At 70.7% G+C, this 23,024-nt stretch carries 25 protein-coding genes; 14 read left to right on the forward strand and 11 right to left on the reverse strand.

Annotation, left to right across the window (positions count from 1 at the left end; translation table 11 throughout):
* Positions 1 to 3: 3 nt before the first annotated feature.
* A complete protein-coding gene (locus ACIBF5_RS15475) occupies positions 4 to 615 on the forward strand; it encodes a hypothetical protein (protein ID WP_396811957.1) in 612 nt (203 codons plus the stop codon).
* Positions 616 to 635: 20 nt separating this feature from the next.
* Entirely contained in the window at positions 636 to 2,933 is a 2,298-nt protein-coding gene (locus ACIBF5_RS15480) for an AAA family ATPase (RefSeq protein ID WP_396811958.1), read from the forward strand.
* Here ACIBF5_RS15480 and ACIBF5_RS15485 read toward each other — a convergent pair.
* From ACIBF5_RS15485 to ACIBF5_RS15495, 3 genes are all read right to left on the reverse strand, one after another.
* Entirely contained in the window at positions 2,930 to 4,165 is a 1,236-nt protein-coding gene (locus tag ACIBF5_RS15485; RefSeq protein WP_396811960.1) for an acyltransferase family protein, read from the reverse strand. The genes ACIBF5_RS15480 and ACIBF5_RS15485 overlap by 4 nt on opposite strands.
* A gap of 61 nt (positions 4,166 to 4,226) precedes the next feature.
* On the reverse strand, positions 4,227 to 4,718 hold the full coding sequence (locus tag ACIBF5_RS15490) for a GNAT family N-acetyltransferase (RefSeq protein ID WP_396811962.1): 492 nt from the start codon (positions 4,716 to 4,718) through the stop codon (positions 4,227 to 4,229).
* A gap of 274 nt (positions 4,719 to 4,992) precedes the next feature.
* Positions 4,993 to 5,835: a hypothetical protein gene (locus tag ACIBF5_RS15495; RefSeq protein ID WP_396811964.1), complete on the reverse strand. Its 843-nt coding sequence runs from the start codon at positions 5,833 to 5,835 to the stop codon at positions 4,993 to 4,995.
* A 281-nt stretch (positions 5,836 to 6,116) separates the two neighbouring features.
* Between ACIBF5_RS15495 and ACIBF5_RS15500 the strand changes: the two genes are divergently transcribed.
* Positions 6,117 to 6,332 carry a hypothetical protein gene (locus ACIBF5_RS15500; RefSeq protein WP_396811966.1) on the forward strand — a complete coding sequence of 72 codons (216 nt, stop codon included), beginning with the start codon at positions 6,117 to 6,119 and terminating at the stop codon, positions 6,330 to 6,332.
* A gap of 4 nt (positions 6,333 to 6,336) precedes the next feature.
* Here ACIBF5_RS15500 and ACIBF5_RS15505 read toward each other — a convergent pair whose 3' ends face one another.
* From ACIBF5_RS15505 to ACIBF5_RS15520, 4 genes are all read right to left on the reverse strand, one after another.
* Positions 6,337 to 6,744, reverse strand: coding sequence for a DUF3263 domain-containing protein (locus tag ACIBF5_RS15505; protein WP_396811967.1), 408 nt, complete (start codon positions 6,742 to 6,744; stop codon positions 6,337 to 6,339).
* Between the two features lie 152 nt (positions 6,745 to 6,896).
* Positions 6,897 to 7,907, reverse strand: coding sequence for an ABC transporter permease subunit (locus ACIBF5_RS15510; RefSeq protein ID WP_396811969.1), 1,011 nt, complete (start codon positions 7,905 to 7,907; stop codon positions 6,897 to 6,899).
* A complete protein-coding gene (locus ACIBF5_RS15515) occupies positions 7,904 to 8,926 on the reverse strand; it encodes an ABC transporter ATP-binding protein (protein WP_396811971.1) in 1,023 nt (340 codons plus the stop codon). Before ACIBF5_RS15515 ends, ACIBF5_RS15510 begins: the two co-directional genes overlap by 4 nt.
* 127 nt (positions 8,927 to 9,053) lie before the next feature.
* Positions 9,054 to 9,839: a DeoR/GlpR family DNA-binding transcription regulator gene (locus ACIBF5_RS15520; protein ID WP_396811973.1), complete on the reverse strand. Its 786-nt coding sequence runs from the start codon at positions 9,837 to 9,839 to the stop codon at positions 9,054 to 9,056.
* Between the two features lie 193 nt (positions 9,840 to 10,032).
* Between ACIBF5_RS15520 and ACIBF5_RS15525 the strand changes: the two genes are divergently transcribed.
* From ACIBF5_RS15525 to nagA, 3 genes are read left to right on the forward strand one after another with little or no spacing between them, the layout of a single operon-like run.
* Positions 10,033 to 10,962 carry an SIS domain-containing protein gene (locus ACIBF5_RS15525; RefSeq protein ID WP_396811975.1) on the forward strand — a complete coding sequence of 310 codons (930 nt, stop codon included), beginning with the start codon at positions 10,033 to 10,035 and terminating at the stop codon, positions 10,960 to 10,962.
* Positions 10,959 to 11,960 carry an ROK family protein gene (locus tag ACIBF5_RS15530; protein WP_396811976.1) on the forward strand — a complete coding sequence of 334 codons (1,002 nt, stop codon included), beginning with the start codon at positions 10,959 to 10,961 and terminating at the stop codon, positions 11,958 to 11,960. Before ACIBF5_RS15525 ends, ACIBF5_RS15530 begins: the two co-directional genes overlap by 4 nt.
* A 19-nt stretch (positions 11,961 to 11,979) precedes the next feature.
* The gene (gene nagA, locus ACIBF5_RS15535) at positions 11,980 to 13,089 is read left to right on the forward strand and encodes an N-acetylglucosamine-6-phosphate deacetylase (protein ID WP_396811978.1); all 1,110 of its coding nucleotides are present in this window, start codon (positions 11,980 to 11,982) and stop codon (positions 13,087 to 13,089) included.
* A 35-nt stretch (positions 13,090 to 13,124) separates the two neighbouring features.
* Here nagA and ACIBF5_RS15540 read toward each other — a convergent pair whose 3' ends face one another.
* Entirely contained in the window at positions 13,125 to 14,396 is a 1,272-nt protein-coding gene (locus tag ACIBF5_RS15540) for an APC family permease (protein WP_396811980.1), read from the reverse strand.
* 10 nt (positions 14,397 to 14,406) lie between these two features.
* Complete coding sequence (locus ACIBF5_RS15545; RefSeq protein WP_396811982.1) at positions 14,407 to 15,189, reverse strand: phosphatase PAP2 family protein; 783 nt, start codon at positions 15,187 to 15,189, stop codon at positions 14,407 to 14,409.
* Between the two features lie 140 nt (positions 15,190 to 15,329).
* On the opposite strand from ACIBF5_RS15545, the gene ACIBF5_RS15550 reads away from it, so the two are divergent.
* From ACIBF5_RS15550 to ACIBF5_RS15565, 4 genes are read left to right on the forward strand one after another with little or no spacing between them, the layout of a single operon-like run.
* Positions 15,330 to 16,550 carry a DUF4032 domain-containing protein gene (locus ACIBF5_RS15550; RefSeq protein WP_396811984.1) on the forward strand — a complete coding sequence of 407 codons (1,221 nt, stop codon included), beginning with the start codon at positions 15,330 to 15,332 and terminating at the stop codon, positions 16,548 to 16,550.
* 43 nt (positions 16,551 to 16,593) lie between these two features.
* A complete protein-coding gene (locus ACIBF5_RS15555) occupies positions 16,594 to 16,809 on the forward strand; it encodes a hypothetical protein (protein ID WP_396811986.1) in 216 nt (71 codons plus the stop codon).
* Positions 16,772 to 16,897: a hypothetical protein gene (locus tag ACIBF5_RS15560; RefSeq protein ID WP_396811988.1), complete on the forward strand. Its 126-nt coding sequence runs from the start codon at positions 16,772 to 16,774 to the stop codon at positions 16,895 to 16,897. Before ACIBF5_RS15555 ends, ACIBF5_RS15560 begins: the two co-directional genes overlap by 38 nt.
* The gene (locus ACIBF5_RS15565) at positions 16,894 to 17,232 is read left to right on the forward strand and encodes an XRE family transcriptional regulator (protein WP_396811989.1); all 339 of its coding nucleotides are present in this window, start codon (positions 16,894 to 16,896) and stop codon (positions 17,230 to 17,232) included. The genes ACIBF5_RS15560 and ACIBF5_RS15565 overlap by 4 nt, the downstream gene beginning before the upstream one ends.
* A gap of 81 nt (positions 17,233 to 17,313) precedes the next feature.
* On the opposite strand, the gene ACIBF5_RS15570 is transcribed toward ACIBF5_RS15565, so the two are convergent.
* A complete protein-coding gene (locus ACIBF5_RS15570; RefSeq protein ID WP_396811990.1) occupies positions 17,314 to 17,694 on the reverse strand; it encodes a hypothetical protein in 381 nt (126 codons plus the stop codon).
* Positions 17,695 to 17,807: 113 nt separating this feature from the next.
* Between ACIBF5_RS15570 and ACIBF5_RS15575 the strand changes: the two genes are divergently transcribed.
* Together ACIBF5_RS15575 and ACIBF5_RS15580 are read left to right on the forward strand one after the other, a co-directional pair.
* Complete coding sequence (locus ACIBF5_RS15575; RefSeq protein ID WP_396811992.1) at positions 17,808 to 18,659, forward strand: helix-turn-helix domain-containing protein; 852 nt, start codon at positions 17,808 to 17,810, stop codon at positions 18,657 to 18,659.
* Positions 18,660 to 18,666: 7 nt separating this feature from the next.
* Positions 18,667 to 18,858: a DUF397 domain-containing protein gene (locus ACIBF5_RS15580; RefSeq protein ID WP_396811993.1), complete on the forward strand. Its 192-nt coding sequence runs from the start codon at positions 18,667 to 18,669 to the stop codon at positions 18,856 to 18,858.
* A gap of 71 nt (positions 18,859 to 18,929) precedes the next feature.
* On the opposite strand, the gene ACIBF5_RS15585 is transcribed toward ACIBF5_RS15580, so the two are convergent.
* Positions 18,930 to 20,729 carry an NAD-binding protein gene (locus ACIBF5_RS15585; RefSeq protein WP_396811995.1) on the reverse strand — a complete coding sequence of 600 codons (1,800 nt, stop codon included), beginning with the start codon at positions 20,727 to 20,729 and terminating at the stop codon, positions 18,930 to 18,932.
* 104 nt (positions 20,730 to 20,833) lie between these two features.
* On the opposite strand from ACIBF5_RS15585, the gene ACIBF5_RS15590 reads away from it, so the two are divergent.
* Complete coding sequence (locus tag ACIBF5_RS15590; RefSeq protein ID WP_396811997.1) at positions 20,834 to 21,322, forward strand: MSMEG_6728 family protein; 489 nt, start codon at positions 20,834 to 20,836, stop codon at positions 21,320 to 21,322.
* A gap of 73 nt (positions 21,323 to 21,395) precedes the next feature.
* A complete protein-coding gene (locus ACIBF5_RS15595) occupies positions 21,396 to 22,952 on the forward strand; it encodes an FAD-dependent oxidoreductase (RefSeq protein WP_396811999.1) in 1,557 nt (518 codons plus the stop codon).
* Positions 22,953 to 23,024: the final 72 nt, after the last annotated feature.

Here is a 23,024-nt window from a genome sequence, read left to right on the forward strand (position 1 = left end):
GTGATGCGAGGCGAACTGGACGACGCGCTGGCCCGCATGGCCAGGCGTGAGGAGTTGCTGCGACGGCGGGCCGCTCCGGCCGGGGAGAGCGCCGCGCCTGCGGGCGAGCCAGCCGGACCCACCGGTCAGGGCGTGCACCCGCCGGTGCCGGGCACCCGTTCCCCGAACGCCGGTCTGCGTCCACCGACACAGACCGTCCACTCGTCGGCCGAGGCGATCCGATCGTCGCCCCGGTCCCTGGCCGACGGCTTCCGTCCCGCCGCCGAGGCCCCCCGGCCGCCGGCCGACCCGGTACGCGAGGCGGCCGACGAGGTGGTCGAGGCGGTACGTCGGGTGCTCGCCCACCACCCGGGAGTGACGGTCAACCTGAGTGTGGAGCAGGGTGGTTCGCGGGCCGCGATCCGGGTCGGTTGGTCGGAGGGCATGGTTACGATGCTGCCGGTCAACGAGTCGCCCGCCGGGGTGGCGTCGTCGGAGCCGCCGGCCTGGCCGTTGTCGGTGCAGCCGATGCCGGCGTGGAGTGCCCCGGTCGACGAACGCCCTGGTGACTCGGCGGCCCGGCTGGCCGAGCTGATCCGACGCGATCCGTCACTTCTCGGCCGTCGGGACGAGTAGCCGCCGGTTACGCTCGGTCGGTGGCCGAGCCCGATCTCATCCTCACCGCGAACCTGCGTTCGGCGACCCTGGACGCGCGCCGGGGGATCGTACGGCTACACCCGAGTGTGCTCGCCGCGCTGGGACTGCACCCCGGCGACCCGGTGCGGCTGACCGGTCGCCGGACCACGTCAGGAATCGTGGCCCGAGCCGAACCGGGCGCCGGGCGGGACCTGCTCCACGCCGACGACCTGTTGCTCGGCAACCTCGGAGTGCGCGCCGGTGACCCGGTGACGGTCGCGCCGGCACCCGTGGTCGCCGCCCGCCGGGTCGTCCTGGAGGGCCCGGCGGAGGTCGCGGCGGTCGTGTCACCGGAACTGCTCCGCCTCGCCCTGCTCGGCAAACTGGTCACGGTCGGCGACGACGTGTCCCTGTTACCGCAGGACGTGCTGCCCGACGTCACGGTCCGCCCGTTGGTCGAGGCCGCCCGCCGCAGCCTCGCGAACAGCATGGGGTACGCCTGGACGAGCACCCTGTTGACGGTCGCCGCCGCCGAGCCGGCCGCTGCCGCACTGGTCACCATGGACACGGTGGTCGGCTGGCCGGACCGTACCGGCTCGACCGGGGTGACCCGCCGCGACGCCGGTGCCGGTGGGGTGGCGACAGCCGCGCGGGTGGTCGGAGCGGTCGGAGCGCCCGGTGTGGCCGCGTCGTCCGGGGCTGCCGGGTCGACGGCGACGACACCAGCACCGGAACCGGCACCGAATCTGGAGGACCTGCCCGGCCTGCGGGACCAGGCGCAGGCACTGACCGAACTGCTCGACCTCGGCTTCCACCACGGCGAGGTGCTGGGCCGGCTCGGCACCACGGTCTCGCTCGGCGTACTCGTCACCGGTCCAGCCGGGTCGGGCAAGTCGGCGCTGGTCCGGGCGGTCGCCGGTGAGGTCGGGGCCCGGGTCGAGGCGGTCTGGGCGCCGGAGTTGGCCGCGCTCACCAACGATGCGGCGGCCCGCCGACTGGAGGCGGCCACCACCTCCGTACGCGACCGGGGACCGGCGGTGCTCCTCGTCTCCGATGTCGAGGCGCTCGCCCCTCGTGACCAGCCGGGCCCGTTGGCGACGGTGTTCCGGCAGTTGCTCACCGAGACGGTCCGCTCCGGGGCGGCGGTGGTCTGCACGACCAGCCGGCCGGAGGCGGTCGACCCGTCGTTGCGCGCCCCGGACCTGCTCTCCCTGGAACTGGTCGTCCCGCTGCCGGACACCGCGCTGCGGCGTGAGCAGTTGACCGTCCTGACCCGGAAGATGCCGCTCGCCGAGGACGTACGGCTGGACGAGGTCGCCGCCCGTACGCCCGGGTTCGTCGCCGCCGACCTGTCCGCGCTGGCCCGCGAGGCCGGGGTACGGGCGGCGCTGCGCCAACGCACCGAGCCGTCGCCGCTGGTCACGATGGCCGACTTCACCGCCGCACTGGAGGTGGTCCGGCCGACGTCGATGTCGTCGTCGACGCTACGGCTGGCCACGGTGACCCTGGACGACGTCGGGGACATGACGGAGGTGAAGCAGACCCTGACCGAGTCGGTGCTCTGGCCGCTCACCTACCCGGACACGTTCGCCCGGCTCGGTGTGCAACCGCCTCGTGGGGTGCTGCTCTACGGACCGCCGGGCTGCGGCAAGACCTTCCTGGTCACCGCGCTCGCCGGCTCGGGGCGGGCGAACGTGCTCTCGGTCAAGGGCGCGGAACTGCTCTCCAAGTGGGTCGGTGAGAGCGAGCGGGCGGTACGCGAACTGTTCCGCCGGGCCCGCGATGCCGCACCCACCCTGATCTTCCTGGACGAGGTGGACGCCCTCGCCCCGACCCGGGGGCAGGCCACCGACGGGGGAACCACGGACCGGGTGGTGGCGGCCCTGCTCACGGAGTTGGACGGGGTGGAGACGCTCCGCAACGTGATCGTGGTCGGTGCGACCAACCGACCCGACCTGGTCGATCCGGCACTGCTGCGCCCGGGTCGGTTGGAGCGGCTGGTGTACGTGCCGCCGCCGGACGTGTCCGGGCGGGCCGACATCCTCCGCGCGGTGGCGAAGCCGGTGCCGCTGGCGCCGGACGTGGACCTGGCGGCGCTGGCGGAGTCCCTCGACGGGTTCTCGGCCGCCGACTGCGCGGCCCTGGTCCGCGAGGCGGCGCTGGCGGCGATGCGGGAGTCGCTGGCCGCGGCCACGGTCACCGCCGCCCACGTGGCCAGCGCTCGGCAGCGGGTACGGCCTTCACTCGACCCGGCCCAGGTCGCCTGGCTGGCCGCGTACGCCGCCAACCGGGAGGGCAGCGCGTCTGTCGACCGTTAGGGCGTCTCCTGGGGCCGGGCCGGCACGATCCGACGCCCCCGCTCGTCCGGGTTCGCCCCGGCCTCGGTAGAGCGCAGCCGTACGTCGGCAAAGTTGGCTCTCAGCCGGTCACGCAGCAGTCGGCTGACCGGTCGCTCGTAGACGATGGTCAGCGTCGCCGCGACGAGCGAGATGCCGACCACGACGCCACCGAGCAGCAGCCAGGGCGGGATGCCGCTGTCCCGGAGCCCGTGGATGACCTGCTGCCCGATCCGCTGGTGGAGGAGGTAGACCGGATAGGTGAGCAGGCCGATCGTGACCGCTCCCCGCCAACGGATCCACGAGAACCAGCCCAGCGCGACCCCGGTCATGACCAGGAGGAACGCCATCAGGAGCAGGAACGCCACCGGATAGTGGGTGACCTTGCCGTCCACCCGCCTGGCCAGCGAGACGGAGCAGAGGATGGCGGACATGCCGAGCGTCGACCAGAGCAGGAGACTCGGACCGAAGCGGTGCATCAGATAGAGCGTCATGCCCACCACGAAGTACGAGGTGTACATCGGCTCGAAGATGATCTGCAGCAGCCGGGTCTCGCTGGCCTCGGCGAACACCCCGCCGATCGTCCAGACCGCGCAGAAGAGCAGCACCCGCCGGTACGCCACGCCGAACCAGACCACGATCGCGAAGAGCAGGTAGAACTTGAGTTCCACGATCAGGGTCCAGTAGACCGTGTCGACGCTCGGGAAGCCCAGCAGCCCCTGGAGCATGGTGAGGTTCGCGAGCACCCCGGGGATCGTGAGCTTGTTGTCGGCGGCCGGCCCGAGGACGACGACGGCCGAGGTCAGAAGCACGGCCATGACGTACATGGGCATCAGCCGGGTGACCCGGGAGATGAAGAACTCCGAGAGCGTACGACCCCAGCCGCTCATGCAGATGACGAAACCGCTGATGACGAAGAAGAACTCCACGCCGATCCAGCCGTAGTGGAAGAACTGGCGGATCGGGTGGGTGAAGAGGGCCTCGGTGTCCGTACCCCACACCTTCGGCGGGGTCAGCAGGTGGTAGCCGACCACCAGCATGGCCGCCCCGAAGCGGAGCAGGTCGAGCACGTGGAGGCGGTCGTTCGAGCGGGTACGCGTGGCACGACGGCCCGGGTAAGCGGAGTCTGATCCCACCTGCTCGGCGGCGTCGTCGTGCGGCTGGGACGCGTCCGGACGCACACGTTCCTGGTACAGGCTGGGCGTGCTGTTCAAGCTTCTCGTCTCCTGCCGGCCAAGCTACTGGCGGCGGAATCCTACCGGCCGGAGCGCCGGGTCAGCCGAGGCGGATCTGCGCCCGTACGACGTCGCCGTCGCGCTTGAGTTCGGCGCCGGCCCGGCGGAGCACGCTCAGGGCGGGGGTGTTGTCCACGGTGGTCTCGGCGGTAACCAGGCGGGCGCCGGCTCCGACCGCCTCGGCGAGCAGTAGACGGAGCGCGGTGGCGGCGATGCCCTGCCCCCGGGCCGACTTGCCGAGCCACATGCCGGTCTCCATGGTCGTCGGCTGGCCGTCACAGGTCATCCGAATCATGCCGACCACGTCGTCGCCGACCATGATCGCGAACATGGCGGTACGGGTCGCGCCGGTCAGGCCGTCGAACCTCGCCCGGTGGAACTCACGGAACGCCTCCCTGCGGGCGTGCGACCAGCCTGCCGGGGCGTCGACCGGTGGCATCACGTCGTCCGGTTCCGCCTCTGCGGCGGCTACGGACAGCAACGGCTCCAGGGTCCGCTCGTCGATCGGCGTCAGTCGTACGTTGCTGCTCACGAAGCGAGTGTTCCCGCCCCGAACCCGAGTCGTCCACCGCTTTGCGCAAGGGTTGCCGTTCCGCCGTCACGCCCTGTCCGGTAAAACCCGCGCAAGACGCTGAACGGCCCTACCCACGGTGACCAAGGGGAGGACGGGGGCGTCGATCGGCGCGCTACCGGACCCGACGCGGCAACCCGGGTTCGGCCACCCTCTGGGGGCACCATCGGCCGATCGCCACCGTCGACGGTTGCGGTACGTAACCAAGGTGGCCACCATCCGGTGGGCGCGGCGGTCAGCGGTCGAAGCGGCAGAGTGCGACGGTGGCGTCGTCGTACTGCTTGAACCGGCGCCGATCCTGCCCCTCAGCGGTGCCCTGCTCCGCGATCCGGACGCGACGGATCAGCTCGCTCGGCCCCTCTGAGGTGAGCAGGGCGAGCAGGTTGTGCCAGTCGAAGAGACCCAGCTTGTCGACCGCGTACGACGCGCCGTCGGTGAGTAGCGCCGCTCGGCGTACCCGGTCCGGGCCGGTGAGCGAGAGCCCGCCGCCGATCGCGTGGTACGCCGCGTCCGGGTCGGCGGCGGCGACCCAGTAGCCACCCGGGGTGTTCATCTGCTGGCGCTGCCAGGTCACCGAGCGGCGGAACCGGGCCTGCGGGTCGGTATCCTCGCCGCCCGCCTTGCCGGCGAACGCGGCCGACTTCATCCCGACCATGGTGGTGTCGAGCCGGTCGTCGGTGATCACCTGCAACCGGCTGCCGAGGTCGACGACGAGCGGACTGTCGCAGAGGACCAGGTAGTCGACATGCTCGGCGCCCTCCCGGATCAGGCAGACGGTCGATGACGGCGTGCCCGGGTGCCCGAGGTCGCACCGGTTGCCGTGATCGCCGCGTACTGCGTCGATCGCGCCGGCCAGGATCTCCATCAGGGTGGCTCCGGGCTGGTCGGCGGCGACCAGGCCGATCCGCGCGGCGAGCCGGCGAACATACCACGCGGGGCCGTGTACGCAACCGGTGTCGAAGCCCTCCGGCACGGTCGCCCCGTCGAGCACGCCGACCAGTTGGCCGTACTGGAAGACGTGATCCTCGTTCGCCAGTCGGTCCGGTGCCGCCTGCGAGGCGGACCATACCTGCATCATCCTGAGGTCTCCGGCTCTGCCGCGAGGCAGCGGGGCTGCGCTCGGTCGAAGGGGTTGTCGAAGAAATCTCGCCTTGACCCATGTCTACCCGAGCGGGCCCGCGGGCCCTTACCGAATGAGTCCCTTCCCACCACGCGGAATACCCGTTCGATCGGCGAAAGTACGTGCCGGCAACGGATATGAGAAACCCGAGAACGACTCAGCATTACTGACGGTAACGTCAGGGACCTGACGGTGTGCCCGCCCGCGCCCGGGTGACAACACCGCGAGAGGGGGGCCAGATGCTGAGGAAGCTGCACGACATGGGTCTACGTTCAGACCACTGCTACATCGCCGGTTTTGCGAGTATCGCCCTGTCATTCGGCTGTTGGCTGGCGTCCAAGCAGTTCGAGAAGGGGGCGGAGATCGACCGTGCGGACCGCTGGGGCATCTTCGTTGGCGAGTGGGCCCCCACCTTCATCGCCCTCGGCAACGGCCTCCAGTCGTACGAGAAGTAAGCCGTCAACGGCGGCGGGAACGGGACCTGGCGGCCCGGAGCCGGCGCAGTCTGCCGATCAGCAACGGTTCGGCGGCCAGTGCGGCCGGGTTGTCGAGCAGTCCGTTGAGGAGTTGGTAGTAGCGCGTCGCGGAGAGGTCGAAGGTGTCCCGGATCGCCTGCTCCTTGGCGCCGGCATGCTTCCACCAGCGCTGCTCGAAGGCGAGAATCTCCTGCTCCCGTGCGGAGAGCCCGGTTCCGGCGGATTCGTCCGGGGCCGGTCTGGTCTGTTCTGGATCTTCGGCTCCGAAATCGGCCTGATCGGGCGCGGTCCGATGTTCCGGACCGACCCGCTGTCCCGGTACGACCGGCGGTGCGAGCTGTTCGGCGTGGCCGTCGTCGTCGGTGGCTGGAGCGTCGGCACCCGGCTTCATGGCGCTCCTCACCGACCTCGCGAAACCGCACCCGCCGTACGGCCCCACCAGCCTAATCGCGCCTGGCCACAAGCGCATCAGGCGCCACGGCGACACCGTCACCACCCGGGCGGAATCGACCGGGTGGTGACGGTCAGGTCAGGTCGGGCCGGTCAGGTGACGTCGCGGCTGCGCATCGCCCAGATCGCGGCGGCGAGCACGACTGCCGTACCGACGCCGAAGACCAGTCCGGAGTCCTGCCAGGTGAGGACGAGTTCCCCCGGGGCACACTGCCCCTGCTGAAAGTTGCAGGCGTTGTAGTCGAAGAGCTTCCACTCCTTCGAGAACCAGGCCAGCGCGTAGGTCGAGAGGACGTACCGGTCACCGAACGGGGTGCCGATGATCGCCATCACGGTCCGGATGCCGATCTCGCTGACCACGGTGACACCGACCGCGACGCCGAGCGCCATCGCGGTGTGCCGGCCCAGCGAGGCCAGCCCGAAGGCGATCGCGGCGACAGCCAGCACCAGGCCGACCGCGCGGAGTCCGGAGAGCGCGAACGACTGCCAGACCCCCGAGGTCAGCTTGCCGGTCACCCCGTCGAAGCGGCCGATCAGCCAGAACGCGGCCGTCCACAGAGCGCCGAGCACCAGGCTGAGGCCGAGGACCGTGCTGAGCAGCGCGCCCAGCTTGGTGAAGAGCACGGTGAGCCGTTTCGGGCGCCAGAGCAGGAGGTTCATCATCCCGCCGCTGTGCCACTCGGCGCCGACGTACGACGCGCCGACGACGAAGCCGAAGAGCGCCATGATGCCGGCGAAGATGGCGATGAAGTTGCCGAACTCGTCGCGGAAGTCGAACTGGTACGGCATGAACCACTCGGCCTGGAAGTTGTCCCGGGTCGGGGTCCACTCCCGCCCGCAGTCCGGCGGGTACCGGTCCGTGCCCGCACCGGCCGCCTTGGCCGCCTCGCAGGCACGCACGGACTCCTCGTGGTACTTCACCTGCTGCTGGTACTCCGCCTCCGCCCTGGCCTCGGCTGCGGCGACCTGCGCCGGTCCGACCTTGTGGCTGTTCGCGGTGAAGGCGATGGCGATGCCGCCGAGCCCGAGGACGAGCAGGACGAGCATGATCCTGGTGAGCCGGCGCTTGAAGATGCGGCGCAGCTCTGTCGTGTAGAGGTTCATACTCCCCAGCTCCCCGATGTGCCGCCGGATCCGTTCGCGTCCGGGTCGGAGCCGCCGACCAGCGCGGACTCGTCGACCTGGCGGTGCTGACCGGGCACCGGTGTGGTGGCGGTCAGGTCGAGGAAGACACTCTCCAGGTCGGCGGTGACCGGGGCCAGTTCGCTCACGTACAGGCTCTGGGCGGCGAGGGTACGGCTGACCCAGGCCGGTTGCTCGACGCCGTACACCATCAGGTGGTCGTCGTTGGTGGTGATCTCGGCGCCGGCCCGGCTCAACGCCTCGGCGGCGAGCGGCAGGTCGCTGACGGCCTCCAGGCGTACCCGCAGGCCGTTGCCGGCGTGCTGGGCGAGGACCTGGGCGACCGGTCCGGCGGCGACCCGTCGGCCGAGCGAGATGATGGTGACCGAGTCGCAGATGAGTTGGACCTCGCCGAGGATGTGGCTGGAGAGGACCACGGTCATGCCGGACTCGGCGAGGTTGCGCATCAGCGCCCGCATCTCCCGGATACCGCCGGGGTCGAGTCCGTTCGCCGGCTCGTCCAGGATCAGCAGTCGCGGGTTCTTCAGCAGCGCGGAGGCGACCGCGAGTCGCTGTTTCATGCCGAGCGAGTACGACTTGACCCGGTCGCCGGCGCGGTCCCGCAGGCCGACGAGTTCGAGCACCTCGGCGACCCGCTGCTGGGGCACCCCGCCGGCACCGGCCAGCAGGGAGAGGGTGTCCCGGGCGGTGAAGTGGGGGAAGAACTGCGGGCTTTCCACGATCGCGCCGACGGCGCCGGCGACCTCGGGCAGGGCGGCCGGCACCTCGTGGCCGAGCAGCGCCATCCGGCCGCCGTTGGGCTTGATCAGGCCGAGCAGCGTACGCAGGGTGGTGGTCTTGCCCGAGCCGTTGGGGCCGAGGAAGCCGTGCACCTGCCCTCGCTCGACCAGCATGTCGAAACCGTCGAGGGCGTGTCGTACGCCCCGGCGTCTACTTCGGTAGGTCTTTCGCAGACCCTCGATCTCCAGTACGGCCGTCAACGCCGACCTCCCGTGCCACGGTTAGGGCTCGCCCGACCTGCTCGGTATACCAGGCAAACCTGCTGTAAGTACCCGAAACTCATCATTTGCCCACAAACCCTGCCGCACGTCAGGCCAGCGGAGAACGTCAAGCGGTGATGACGTGCACCCCGGCCTGCCGGAACCCGTCGACGATCGCCGGGTCGGCCCCGGAGTCGGTCACCAGGGTCTCCACCCGTTCCACCGGGCAGATCCGGGCGAAGGCGTGACCGCCCAGTTTGGACGAGTCCGCAATGATCACCACGCGCTTGGCGCGGGCCACCATCAGATTGTTCATCGACGCCTCGCCCTCGTGGTGGGCCGCCGCGCCGAGCTGTACGTCGATCGCGTCCACCCCGAGCAACGCCACGTCCAGGGTCACCTCGCGCAGCAACGCCCCACCGAGCGGGCCGACCAGTTCGAACGACTGCGGCCGGACCACACCACCGGCCACCACCACCTTCATCCGGGAACGGACCAACAGCTCGTTGGCGATGTTCAGCGCGTTGGTGACCACGGTCAACTGCGAACCGTCGGCGCTGGTGTTGAGGTCCGGTCGGACGGCGAGCGCGCGGGCGACCTCGGTGGTCGTGGTGCCGCCGTTGAGACCGACCACCATGCCGGGAGCGACCAGCGCCGCGGCGGCGGTGCCGATCCGCTGCTTCTCGGCCGAGTGCTTCGCCGTCTTGTACCGCAGCGGCAGGTCGTACGACACCCCGTTGGCGACCGCGCCACCCCGGGTCCGGTTGATCATCTGCTGCTGGGCGAGCTGGTCGAAGTCACGGCGGATGGTGGCCTGCGAGACGTCCAGCCGTGCGGCGGCATCCTCCACACTGACCCGGCCGCTCTCAGTCAACAGCTCAAGCAGGGCGTTCCATCTCGCGTACCGGTCCACCGCGAGCCTCCATGCACGTACGGTGATTGATTGCGTGCACACTAGTGCGCGAAACTACCGTCGCGCAAAGAACGGCTCTGCGCAAAGCCGCATTGTAGTTGCCAGGTCGAACATGTTTCGAGCAGAATAACGCGCGAAAGACGCTCGGAACGAACGGTATCGCGCAGCAATTCTCGTCAACCGAGGAGCCCTGATGGCGTACGTCGACGCGGAAATCACCAGCCAACCCGACTGTTGGCTGCGGGCAGCCGCACTCGCCGACCCGTCGGCACAGGCACTGCCCCGACCCGGTGAACGAGTGGCCGTGATCGGCTGCGGCACCTCATGGTTCATCGGCATGGCCTACGCCGGCCTGCGCGAACGCGCCGGCCACGGCGAAACCGACGCGTTCCAGGCGTCCGAGTTCCCGACCGAACGACGCTACGACCGGATCATCGCGATCACCCGTTCCGGCACCACCACCGAGGTCCTCGACCTGCTCGCCGCCGTACGGGGCCGGACCGCGACCACGGTCATCGTCGGCGACCCGGACTCACCCGCGGTCGGCCTCGCCGACGCCGACGTACGCCTCCCCTTCGCCGACGAACGCTCGGTGGTGCAGACCCGCTTCGCCACCAGTGCCCTGGCGCTGCTCCGCGCCCACCTCGGCGAGAACCTCACCGCGCTGGCCGCCGACGCGGAGGTCGCCGTACGGGCCCCGCTCCCGGTCGACCCGGGCATGATCGAGCAGGCCACCTTCCTCGGCCGTGGCTGGACCATCGGACTCGCGCAGGAAGCCGCGCTGAAGTGCCGGGAGGCGGCCACCTTCTGGTCCGAGGCGTACCCGGCAATGGACTACCGGCACGGTCCGTTCGCGATCGCCGGCCCCGGGCGGATGGTCTGGGCGTTCGGCGAGATCCCGGACGGGCTGGCCGAGGAGATCGCCAGCACCGGTGCCGCCTTCGTACACAGCCGCACCAACGGCACCCACACCGTGCTCGGCGACTGGGCCGCCGGGCGTACCCCGCTCGACCCGATGGCCGACCTGATCCTTGCCCAGCGCTTCGCGGTGGCCCTGGCCACCAGCCGTGGCCTGGACCCCGACGCGCCACGAAACCTGACCAGGTCCGTGGTGCTCGCGTGACGGACGTTCTCCCGACGGTCCCGTCGACCGAGCCCGCCCACCCCACCGTGGTGATCGCGCTCGACGTCGGCGGGACCGGCATCAAGTCCGCCCTGGTCCGGCCGGACGGCTCCACCCACCACAGCGAACGCCACCCGACCGGCGCCGACCGGGGACCGGCGGAGGTGGTCGAGACCATTCTCGCCGTCGCCGAGGGCCTGGCCGGTCGGGCGCGCGCCGACGGGCTCGCCCCGGTGGCGGTCGGCATCGCGGTCCCCGGGGTGGTGGACCAGGCGGCCGGGGTGGCGGTCTGGTCGGCGAACCTCGGCTTCCGTGACGTACCCCTGCGGGACCTGGTCACCGAACGGCTCGGGCTGCCCTCGGCGCTCGGCCACGACGTACGCGTCGGCGGCATCGCGGAGGCGCGGCTCGGCGCCGGCCGGGGCGACCGGTACGTCCTCTTCGTAGCCATCGGCACCGGCATCGCCGCCGCGCTCACCATCGACGGTACGGCCTTCGTCGGCGCCCACGGCGCGGCCGGCGAACTCGGCCACATCGTCGTACGCCCGGACGGGCCGACGTGCGGCTGCGGCCAGATCGGCTGTCTGGAGGCGGTCGCCTCGGCCGCTGCCGTCGGACGCCGCTACACCGCACTCGCGGGCTCCGCGAGCACCGGAGATCGGGTCAGTGCCGCCGAGGTGGTCCGCCGGGCGGCGGGCGGCGAGGAACTGGCCGGCCGGATCTGGCAGGAGACCGTCGACGCGCTGGCGGACGGGCTGCTGATCGCCCAGGCGCTCTACGATCCCGCGGTGGTGGTGGTCGGCGGCGGTCTGGCCGAGGCCGGCGACGACCTGCTCGTGCCGCTGCGTACGGCGCTACGCGCCCGACTCACCTTCCACCGCGAACCCCGACTGGTGCCGGCCGCGCTCGGCGACGAGGCCGGCTGCCTCGGCGCCGCACTGCTCGCCCTGGACACCATCGGCGACCTCGAAACCGGTAGCGCCGACCACATCCCCTGACAGGCTGGAGAGAGCCCTCGTGACCGACCGCGTGACTGGCAAGGTGGTAACCCCGACCGGGATCGTCCGGCAGGGCTGCGTGGAGATCAGCGGCGAACGGATCACCGCGGTCGCGGAGTATCCGTCGATCCGGGACGGAAACTGGATCGTGCCCGGGTTCGTCGACATCCACAGCCACGGCGGCGGCGGGCACAGTTTCACCACCGGCGACGCCGACGCGGCGCGAGCGGCAGCACAGTTTCACCTCTCCCACGGCAGCACCACCCTGCTGGCCAGCCTGGTCAGCTCCCCGTACGAGTTGATGCAGGACGCCACCGCCGCGTTCGCCCCGCTGGTTGAGGAGGGCGTGCTCGCCGGGGTGCACTACGAGGGTCCGTACCTGTCGGAAATCCGGTGCGGGGCGCAGAACCCGGAGTTCCTCCGCGACCCGTCCCTGGACGAGCTGGACAAGCTGATCGAGATCGGTGACGGCGCTCTGCGCATGGTCACGATCGCCCCGGAGCGTCCGGGCGCACTGGAGGCGATCCGGATGCTCGTCTCCCGTGGCATCGTCGCCGCGATCGGCCACACCGACGCCACGTACGAGCAGACGATGGCCGGGATCAAGGCCGGGGCGACCGTCGCGACCCACCTCTTCAACGGCATGCGTACGCCGCACCACCGCGAACCCGGCCCGGTCTTCGCGCTGCTCGGCGCGGCCGGGGTGGTCTGCGAACTCGTCGCCGACGGAGTGCACCTGCACGACGGCACACTGAGTTTCGCCGCCACGGTCGGCGGCGCGGACCGGTCCGCGCTGATCACCGACGCGATGGCCGCCGCCGGGATGCCCGATGGCGAGTACGAGTTGGGCGGTCAGACGGTCACGGTCGCCGACCGGGTGGCCCGGCTGACCCGCGACGGCGCGATCGCCGGCAGCACCCTCACCATGGACGCCGCCCTGCGCCGGGCGGTCGGCGTCGGCATCGGCATGCCGGACGCCACCCGGATGGCCTCGACCACCCCGGCCCGCGCCATCGGCCTCGGCGACCACGTCGGTGCCCTCATCCCGGGCCTCCGCGCCGACCTGGTGGAACTGGACGAGAACCTCCAGGTCCTGCGCGTCATGCGCGCCGGCACCTGGCTCTCCTGACCGTCTCGCGGGTTCCGTCGCGCTCCCGCCTCCGTTCAGCCGTGGCGGGAGCGCAGGAGGGTGCGGGTGAGGGCGCCTACGGCGAGGACGGTTAGGCCGGCGAGGACGCTGGTCGGGGGCAGGGTCGCGGCGAGGGTGAGACAGCCGACCAGGCCGAGCAGGGCGATCAGGCGTACGGGCAGCCGCCGGGCGGGATCGGGGCCGAGGGTGAGCGCCGCCGCATTGGTGATCGCGTAGTAGACCAGCACGGTGCAGCTGGAGAAGCCGATCGCGGTGGTCAGGTCCCCGAGGCTGATCAGGATGATCACCAGCCCTGCCACCAGCAACTCCGCCCGGTGTGGCACCCGTCGACGCGGGTGTACGGCGGCGAGCGCACCGGGCAGGTCACGGCGCCGGGCCATGGCCAGTGCCGTACGGCCGATTCCGGCGACCAGGGCCAGCAGTACGCCGGTGACGGCGACCGCCGCGCCGACGCGTACCAGCCAGGCGAGGCCGGGTAGTCCGGCGGCGGTGACCACGTCAGCCAGGGGCGCGGACGAGTCGGCGAGCCGGTCGGCGCCGAGCACGGAGAGGCTGACCGTGGCGAGCGCGAGGTAGACCAACAGGACCAGTCCAAGCGCCAGCGGCACCGCGCGCGGGATGGTGCGCTCCGGTTCGCGTACCTCCTCGCCGAGAGTGGCGATCCGGGCGTAGCCGGCGAAGGCGAAGAAGAGCAGGCCGGCGGCGCCGAGTACGCCGTACCCGCTGATGCCGGCGCTGTCGACGAGCCGGGACGGGTCGGCGGACCCGGTGACCAGCCCGACGACGGTGACCGCCGCGAGCACGGCCAGGGTTGCCGCGACCAGCCAGCGGGTGGCGCGGGCGGTCTTGCTGATACCGCCGAGGTTGACCGCGGTCACCGCGACGACGGCGACCACGGCGACCAGCCGGGCATGGCCGGGCCAGAGGTACGCGCCGATGGTGAGCGCCATCGCGGCGCAGCTCGCCGTCTTGCCGGCGACGAAGCTCCAGCCGGCGAGCCAGCCGGCGAAGTTACCGAGTCGTTCCCGCCCGTAGACGTAGGTGCCACCGGATTCGGGGTAGCGGGCGGCGAGCCGGGCGGAGCTGTCCGCGTTGCAGTAGGCGACCAGACCGGCGACGGCGAGTGCGGTCAGGAGCCCGGTGGCGCTGCCGGCGGCGGCGGTCGCCGGGGCGAAGACCACGAAGACGCCCGCGCCGAGCATCGAGCCGAGCCCGATGATCACCGCGTCGCGTACGCCGAGCCGCCGGTCGAGGGGGGCGGCTGTCGTGGGCTGCTGTCGTTGCACGAGCCGCAGACTAGGGGGCGGAGGTGAACACTCCGGGTCGGTCGATCCCGTTACGGAGAGCCGGGAGGGGCAGGTCGTCCCAGGGGATCCGGGTGAGCAGCCGGTCGACGAAGAGGCCGAGCAGGATGCCGGCGACGCTGTCGGTGATCCAGTGCCAGCTCAGGTAGGTGGTGGTGCAGAAGACGATCAGCGGGGGCGCGATCCGGATGACCCGGGCCAGGGCCGCGGGCGGGTGCGGGCGGCCCAGTGTACGCAGGAGGGCGACCAGGAGCAGGGCGATCGCGCCGTACCAGATGATCGCGTTGGCGACGTGCCCCGACGGGTAGGACATGCTGTACTCGTCCGCCGGCAGGTGGCTGTTGAAGATCTTCACTGACTCTTCGGGCGGCAGGTCCGAGGTGGGTGCGGCCCGGTCGGTCCAGATCTTGAGTGGCCCGATGGTGAGGTACGTCGCCGCGTAGGCGGCGACCACCACGAGCAGCGGCCGGATCGAGCGGGACCGCAGGGCGGTGAGGATGCCGAGGATCGCGGCGAGCGGGGTGAGCAACCAGCCGCCCTGGCCGAGGAAGTTGAAGACCCGGGCGATCCAGTAGGCGTACTCGGGGCGGTTGTCGTCGGACCATTCGCGTACGGCCTGGTCGACGCCGTAGAGGTGGCCGTTGGCGAGGGCGAGGGTGAGTCCGGCCAGTCCGGCGAGCAGCAGAACGTCGAGCCACCAGCCACCCGGGTAGACCGGACGCAGCCGCGGCCAGCTCCGCCGTACCGTCTCGGTTCCCTGTCCGCTCTCTCGCACCCGCCCAAGCTACCGTGCCCGGTCGCGGTGCCCCGTTCCGCGCACACTGTCCCCCCGGCCTCTCCACAGGATCCGCACCGGCCGCCGGGGCGGGTGTGTGACGGGCCACGGTGGGGAGCGTTGTGGGGTCCGGAGCCGGCATGCTTGTCCCCGTGCGCATCACCTCGGCCCTCGTGGACCCGGCGCTGCTCGATCTACCGTGGTCGAAGCCGCTGGAGGAGTGGCCGGCTGACCATTTGGTGGCACTTCCCCAGGGTATTTCCCGGCATATCGTACGTTTTGTACGTCTTGCCAACACCGTGTACGCGGTCAAGGAAACCGGCGAACGGGTCGCCGAACGGGAGTACGACCTACTCCGCGCCCTGGAACGGATCGATTTCCCGTCGGTGCAGGCGGTGGCGATCGTCGCCGACCGGCAGGACGACAACGGGGAACCGCTCGACCCCGTACTGATCACGAAGCATCTGCAGTTCTCACTGCCGTACCGGGCGCTCTTCTCGCACACACTCCGCCCGGAGACGATGACCCGGCTGCTCGACGCGCTCGCCGCGCTGATCGTACGGATGCACCTGACCGGTTTCTTCTGGGGCGACTGCTCGCTGTCGAACACCCTCTTCCGGCGCGACGCCGGGGCGTTCGCCGCCTACCTGGTCGACGCGGAGACCGGGGCGCTGCGCAACCAGCTCTCCAACGGGCAGCGCAGCGAGGACATCGAGATCGCCCGGGTGAACATCTTCGGCGAGGCACTCGACCTCCAGGCCGCCGGACTGCTGCACGAGGCGATCGACCCGGAGCAGGTCGCCGACCAGGTGGTGGAACGCTACGAACGGCTCTGGCACGAGATCACGTACGAGCAGCAGGTGGAACGGGACGACCGGCACGACATCGAGGGCCGAATCCGGCGGCTCAACGAGATGGGCTTCGACGTCGCCGAAGTCGCGATGTCCCTTGTGGACAATGGTCGCTACCTGGTACGCCCCAAGGTCGTCGACGCGGGCTACCACAGCCGCCGGCTGCTCCGCCTGACCGGACTCGACGCCGAGGAGAACCAGGCCCGCCGACTCCTCAACGACCTGGACACCTACCGCGCCGAGAGCGACCTGTCGGACGAACAGCAGTCCGCGCACCGCTGGCTCACCGAGGTCTTCGAACCCGTCGTACGCGCCGTCCCGGCCCACCTGCGCCGCAAACTGGAGCCGGCCGAGCTGTTCGTCCAGATCATCGAGCACCGGTGGCGGCTCTCCGAGGAGGCCGGGCGGGACGTCGGGCTGGCCCCGGCGGTGCAGTCGTTCATGGCCGACGTACTCGTGCACCGACCGGACGAACAGGCGGTGCTCGGCGTACCGATCCAGTCCGTCTAGCCAACCACTGGCGACGACTTAACCCTGGGGTTAAGCTTTCCTGGTGGGTGGATGGCAGATCCTGCTCGTCGAAGACGTTGCGGAGTGGTTCAACGACCTTACGAAGAACGATCCCGGCACAGCCGATCTGATCGAAGACGCAATCGACCGCCTGGCGGCGGAGGGGCCGACCCTGGGTCGCCCGCTCGTGGACAGAGTAAAAAAACTCTCAGCACCACAACATGAAGGAGTTGCGGCCAGGATCAACGGGATCGAGTGAGGTTCGTATCTTGTTCGTCTTCGACCCGGTCCGACGAGCAGTGCTGCTCGCCCACCTGGCCGAACTGGAAACGAGGAACTACCAATGAGTGCGATCCCGTGGGAAGAGGCCAAGCGCCGCGCCGAGGAAACCCGCCGCGCCGCCGGCCATCCGATCCGTACCGATGCCGAGCGTGCCGCCGGTCAACAACGCCTGGACGACGAGATCCACGCGTTCCGCCTTGCCGAGGTAAGACGGAACCGCTCTCTCACCCAGCGAGAAGTCGCCGAGGTGATGGGAGTTTCCGGTCCCCGCGTCTCGGACGTCGAGCGCGGCAAGCTCGACACCGTGTCCGTGTCCGTTCTCCGCGCCTACGTCGAAGCCCTCGGCGGAAGGCTTCGCGTCACCGCCGAATTCGACGACTCCACCTACCTCGTCGCTTGAACCTGATGGGTGGCTAATCGCACGGGAAGGACCCGCGAAGTAGGTCGATCCCGCCGCGAACCAGGCTCGGCCGGGCCGAGCTCAGTCGGCGGGTTGACGCAGTCGGGCGGTCCAGTAGGTCAGGTCGGAATGGTGCTCGACCAGGGTGATCGGCTCACCGCAGGCTTCCTGGATGATGTCGACCGCTTCGTCCAGGTCACCCGGGTTGTGGTCCCAGTCGCCGTCGCGGAACATCCGCAGCCCCGCGTCACTGCGGTCGTAACCGATCACTTCGGCGGCCTCCGGCGGCACCAGCACGATCGTGTAGCGACCGGCCTCGACCTCGGCCTCACTCGGTTGCGGCTCCTCCGGGCGACCGCGACGGAATCGTTCCACCACCGACTCGATCGGTCCCGGCGAGTTTGCCGGGTCGTACGGATGCGCCCAGGGCGGCGCGTACCGGGACGGCTTGAGATCGCTCATGTTGACACTCCTCACGCAGTTGATCACCACGAGGTTGCTTGGCATCGCAATTTGCGATTAGATTGGCGTCCTGGCGTACGGATGTCAATACCTGATGGTGGAGGCGAGCGGACATGCCGAAGCAGAGCGCACCGACCGTTGTCGGCCGTGGACTCGGCGGTGAGCTGCGACAACTGCGCAAGGCCAAGGGCCTGACCGGTGCAGCCGTCAGTGCCCAGCTCGGCTGGCAGGCGTCCCGACTGTCCCGGATGGAGACCGGCCAGCAGGGCATCCCGCCCGAGGATGTCGCCTCGCTGCTCGTCGTCTACGGCGTCATCGGGGACGAACGCAAGCGCCTGCTCGCCATGTCCGAGCGGGGCAAGGACCGGGGCTGGTGGGAGACGTACGGCTCCGGGCTCACACCGTGGTCGCGTACGTTCATCCGGTTCGAGACCGAGGCGACCCGAATCGTCAACTGGGAGCCGATGCTCGTGCCCGGCCTGCTCCAGATCCCCGACTACACCAAGGCGATCATGCGCGCCTGCGACGTGCCCGATGCGGATGCCCAGATCCGGGTCGCCGCCCGGCTCGGACGGCAGGCGATCCTCTCCCGCGACGAACCACCCGAACTGCACGTCATCGTGGACGAGTCCGCCCTACGCCGGGTGCTCGGCGGGCCACGGGTGATGGCCCGGCAGCTCCGCCACCTGGCCGAGGCCGCCGAGCGGCCCGGCGTGACGCTGTCCGTGCTGCCGTTCGGCGTCGGCGGACACATCGGCGTGGACGGTCCGTTCGTCATCCTCGACTTCGTCCGTGACCCGGCCGTCGTGCACCTGGAGCACCGGATGTCGAGCCAATTCCTGGAGGAGCCCGCGCAGGTGGATGCCTTCCGCCGCGCGGCGGATAAGCTGACGAAGATGGCGCTCAGCCCGGCCAGATCGGTCGAGTTCGTTGCGCGCGTCGCAACCGAGCACGAGCGAGAGTGAGGCCCTGATGGTCGCTGCGGATCTCGGCGACGTGGTCTGGCGCAAGTCCAGCCGCAGCGGCTCCGACACCAACTGCGTCGAGATCGCCGAACTACCGCAGACCATCGCCGTACGCGACTCCAAAGACCCGGATGGGCCCGTGCTCACCTTCGTGCGCTCGGCGTGGACGAGCTTCGTCACCGACATCCACGCTCGGTGAGCCACTGTTCCAACCGAACGACCTGCGGTGCGTCGTTCCCTTAGGCGACTAGCCGGCCGACGATCCGTCCGTCAGCCGGGACCGGCGGTCGGGAAACGCGACTGGGTCGGCAGTGCCGGTGGCTCCGGGTCGGCCAGCGGCGGGCTCGCCTGTTTGAGCAGGGCACTGAGCGCCGCCCGGCGTACCACCACCACGAGTTGGTCCCCCACCGCGAGTCGCTGAGCGGGTGCCGGGGACCAGTTCAGGACCGGCTGGCCGACCGGGGTCAGCCCGATCACCCGTACCCCGGCGGTCTGGTCCACCTCGGCGAGTGCCCGGCCGACCAGCGACGACCCGGCCGCAACCGGCACCTCGCCGACCAGCAGGGCGTGCCGGTCGATCGGGATGGTCGCGATCACCTGGCGGTTGAGCAGTGCGGCGGCGAACGACGGCGCGGCCAGGTAGGACACGCTCCGGGAGATGTTCATGTTGAACGAGTTCTGGATCCGGTCGGCGAAGTCACCGTCGTAGAGACGCAGCACCACTCGCAGGTCGTTCTTGATCGCCCGGCCGTTCAACGCGGCCTGGAGGTTGGTCACGTCGTCGGTGGAGACCACCACCAGGGCCTGGCAGGTGGCGACCGAGGCGGCCTCCAGGTTCTCCTCCCGGGCACCGTCACCGACGATCAGCGGGACGTTCAGCCGGCGGGCGAGCGACGCCCCGCGCGCCTGCGGGTCCTTGTCGATCGCGACCACCTCGATGCCGAGGTCGTGCAGTTGTGCCATCACCCGGGTGCCGACGTTGCCGAGCCCGATCACCACCACGTGCCCGTTGCGCGGGCTGCGCAGCCGGCCGTCGTCCAACGCGAGCCGGGCGTTCACCATGCCGTCGACCACCGCAGCGGTGATCAACGGAATCAGTGCCAGCCCGGCCAGGTTCAGCACCACCTGCATGAGCTGCGCCGATGGTGTCTTGTCCGGGTCTGGGTCGGCGCCGCTGATGGTGGTGACCAGTGCGACGTAGAGCGCCTGCCAGACCGAGACCCCGCCGGCACGGACCAGCAGCGAGCCGGAGATGACAATCACCGCGAGCACCGCCAGGGTGGCGATCCCGATCTTGCGGGTGGCGAAGGAGCGTACGGCTCGCCAGATCGCGGCGCTCGGACGCTGCTTCCGGCGACGGGCGCGGATGATCCGCCGGGCCGCGACCTCGGTGCCGGGCGGCTGCCCGGTCGCCTCGGCCAGCACCAGGTCCGCCGTCGTCTGGTCCGAAGGGAGCAGCCGCACCTGGCGGGCGTCGTCGGTGTCGGCGAGGCCGCACACCACATGCTCCGGGCGTACGTCCTTGCGCCGGGCCACCACGAGAGTGCGGCCACGGAACCGGAAGTGGGTCGGCGTCGGCTCGCCGAGCGCCGCCGCCACGAAGGTCGGTGCGGCCATCGAGGCGTCGGAGAGGACCGCACAGTCGGCGAAGAGCGGCCGTACGCTGTTGCCGAGCCCGGTGTTGAACATCCGCAGCACCAGCCGGAGCCGGGGCTCGACCGCCTGGGCGCAGAGCGCCGCGTGGATGTTGCCGACATCGTCCTGGTGCATCAGGGCGAGGCCGTCCGCGCCGACCAGTCCGGCCGACCGGAAGGACTCCTCGTCCAGCCGCTCGGCCACGACCACCCGGATGCCACGGATCGCGCGGATGTCCGGACCCTCCGGTCGACGGTGCGGAGGAACGATCACGGTCACCCGTACGGACTCGGCGAGCAGCGCGTTGACCAGGTGCACGACCAGGTCGTTCTGGCCGCAGACAACGTAGTGGGGGCGGTTCTCGTTGGCCCGTAGCCCGTCGCGGAGTCGGGTCTCGACCGCGCGTCGCGCCCGGTTACGCCACTGATCCGCCATGCCCGGATCGTAGTCACCACGATCACCGTTCGCCGCCCGCTGATGATCCACAAGCTCCGTGGCGCCGCACGCATGCGGGCACCCGTCACGGGTAGTGCGGTGGGATGCAGACCTTCCTCCCGTACTCGGATTTCCGGGCGACCGCCCGGGCGCTCGACCCCCGGCGACTGGGCAAGCAGCGGGTGGAGGCACTCCAGGTGCTGCGGGCGCTGACCTGGCCACGGTACGGCTGGCGGCACCACCCGGCGGTCAAGATGTGGGCCGGGTACGAGGAGGCGCTGGTCCGGTACGGGCTGGACGTCTGCGACGTCTGGTCCGCCACCGGCCGGGGCGACACCGTCGCGACCACCCTCGTCGTCGACTTCACCGCTGCCTGCGGCACCGACCAGGTACGCACCCAGCCCGAACTGGCCGCCGCCGGGGACCTGCCACCGTGGCTGGGTCAGGAGGACCTGCACCTGAGTCACCGGGTGTCGCTGCTGCGCAAGGACCCCGACTTCTACCGCCCCATCTTCGGCGACCTGCCGCCGGACCTCCCCTACGTCTGGCCCCCCTCCGACCGCCCACCCGCCTGCCCGCCGCAACCCTCCTAGCCTTGGTTTGGAAGGGCCCCTTCCTATACAAAAAACGATAAGAAGGGGCCCTTCCTTACCCCCGGAGCGGAGGATGGGGTTTATGGGGCTGGTGGGGCGGGTGCTGGGTGTGCGGCCGGTCCGGGTCGACGCCGAAGGCGGCGCGGGCGGTACGTCGCGCGTACCGGACGGGGTGGACGCGCTGGTGGTCGGCGGCGGAATCGCCGGCATCTGCGCCGCCGTGGTGCTCGCCGAACGCGGGGTACGGGTGACCGTGCTGGAGGCCCAACCGACGCTCGGCGGGCGACTCGCCTCCTGGCCGGAAACGCTCGCCGACGGCACCGAGCAGTACGTCGACCACGGCTTCCACGCCTTCTTCCGGCAGTACTACAACTGGCGGTCGATCCTGCGCCGGATCGACCCGCCGCTCGGGCTACTGAAACCGGTGGCCGGTTATCCGGTCCTCTCTGCGGACTGGCCGTCTGAGGAGTTCGCCCGCCTGCCCCGCACGCCGCCGCTGAACCTGTTGGCCTTGATCATGCGCAGCCCGAGCCTGCGACTGCGGGACCTGCGCACGATGGACGGGGAGGCGGCGCTGCCGCTGCTGGCGTACCACCCGGAGCGCACCTACCTGGACCTGGACCGGGTCAGCGCCCAGGAGTTGCTCGATTCGCTGCGGCTACCGGACCGGACGCGGGCGATGCTCTTCGAGGTCTTCGCGCACTCGTTCTTCAACCACGCGCACGACATGTCGGCTGCGGAGCTGGTGGCGAACTTCCACTTCTACCTGCTCGGCAACCCGGAGGGACTGGCCTTCGACGCACCGGGGCGGGACTACGACTCGGCCATCTGGCGCCCACTCGCCCGCCACCTGCGGCGGCTCGGTGCCGAGGTGCTGACCGGTGAGCCGGTGACCGGGATCGGTCGTGGTGCCGACGCGGGCGGCGGCTGGCGGGTCATCGCCGGGGGTGCGGAACACCGGGCGCAGTCGCTGGTGTTGGCGGTCGACCCGCCAGCCCTGCGTACGCTCCTCGCCGCCGCGCCGGAACTCGCCGCCGAGGCGCCCCGCCTGGCCGGCCAGGCCGCCGCTTTGGAACCCGGGCCGCCGTACGCGGTGGCGCGCTTCTGGCTGGCCGGCGACGTGGCCCCGGACCGGGCGGTGTTCAGCGGGGTGTCCCGGCAACCGACGCTCGACTCGGTGACGCTCTACCACCGGCTGGAGGCCGGAGCGCGGCGCTGGGCCGGGGAGACCGGCGGGTCGGTGCTGGAACTGCACGCGTACGCCTGCGCGCCGGATCTGCCCGCGACCGAGCTGGCCGAGCGGATGCGCGCCGAACTGGCCGAACTCTGGCCTGAGGTGGCGAGGCTGCCGGTGGTCGAACTGCGGGCCCGGGTGGAGCGGCAGGCACCCTCGTTCCGTCCCGGGGGTCACGGTGACCGTCCGGCGGTGGTCACCGACGCCGAAGGGCTTTTCCTCGCCGGCGACGGGATCCGAGCCGGCACCGGAGGGGCGACCGATGTGCCGAGCGCGCTGATGGAGCGGGCCGCCGTCACCGGCATCCTGGCCGCGAACCAGATCCTGCGCCGGTACGGCACCGCACCCGAGCCGATCTGGTCCGTACGCCCACGCGGCCTGCTCGCCCGCCGCTGACCGGCGGCTCCGCCGCTGACCGGCGGCACTGCCGGACGGAACAGGGTTTTCGACCGCGCTTCGGGACGGAAA

The sequence above is a fragment of the Micromonospora sp. NPDC050417 genome (assembly GCF_044458865.1).
Lineage (GTDB): Bacteria > Actinomycetota > Actinomycetes > Mycobacteriales > Micromonosporaceae > Micromonospora_G.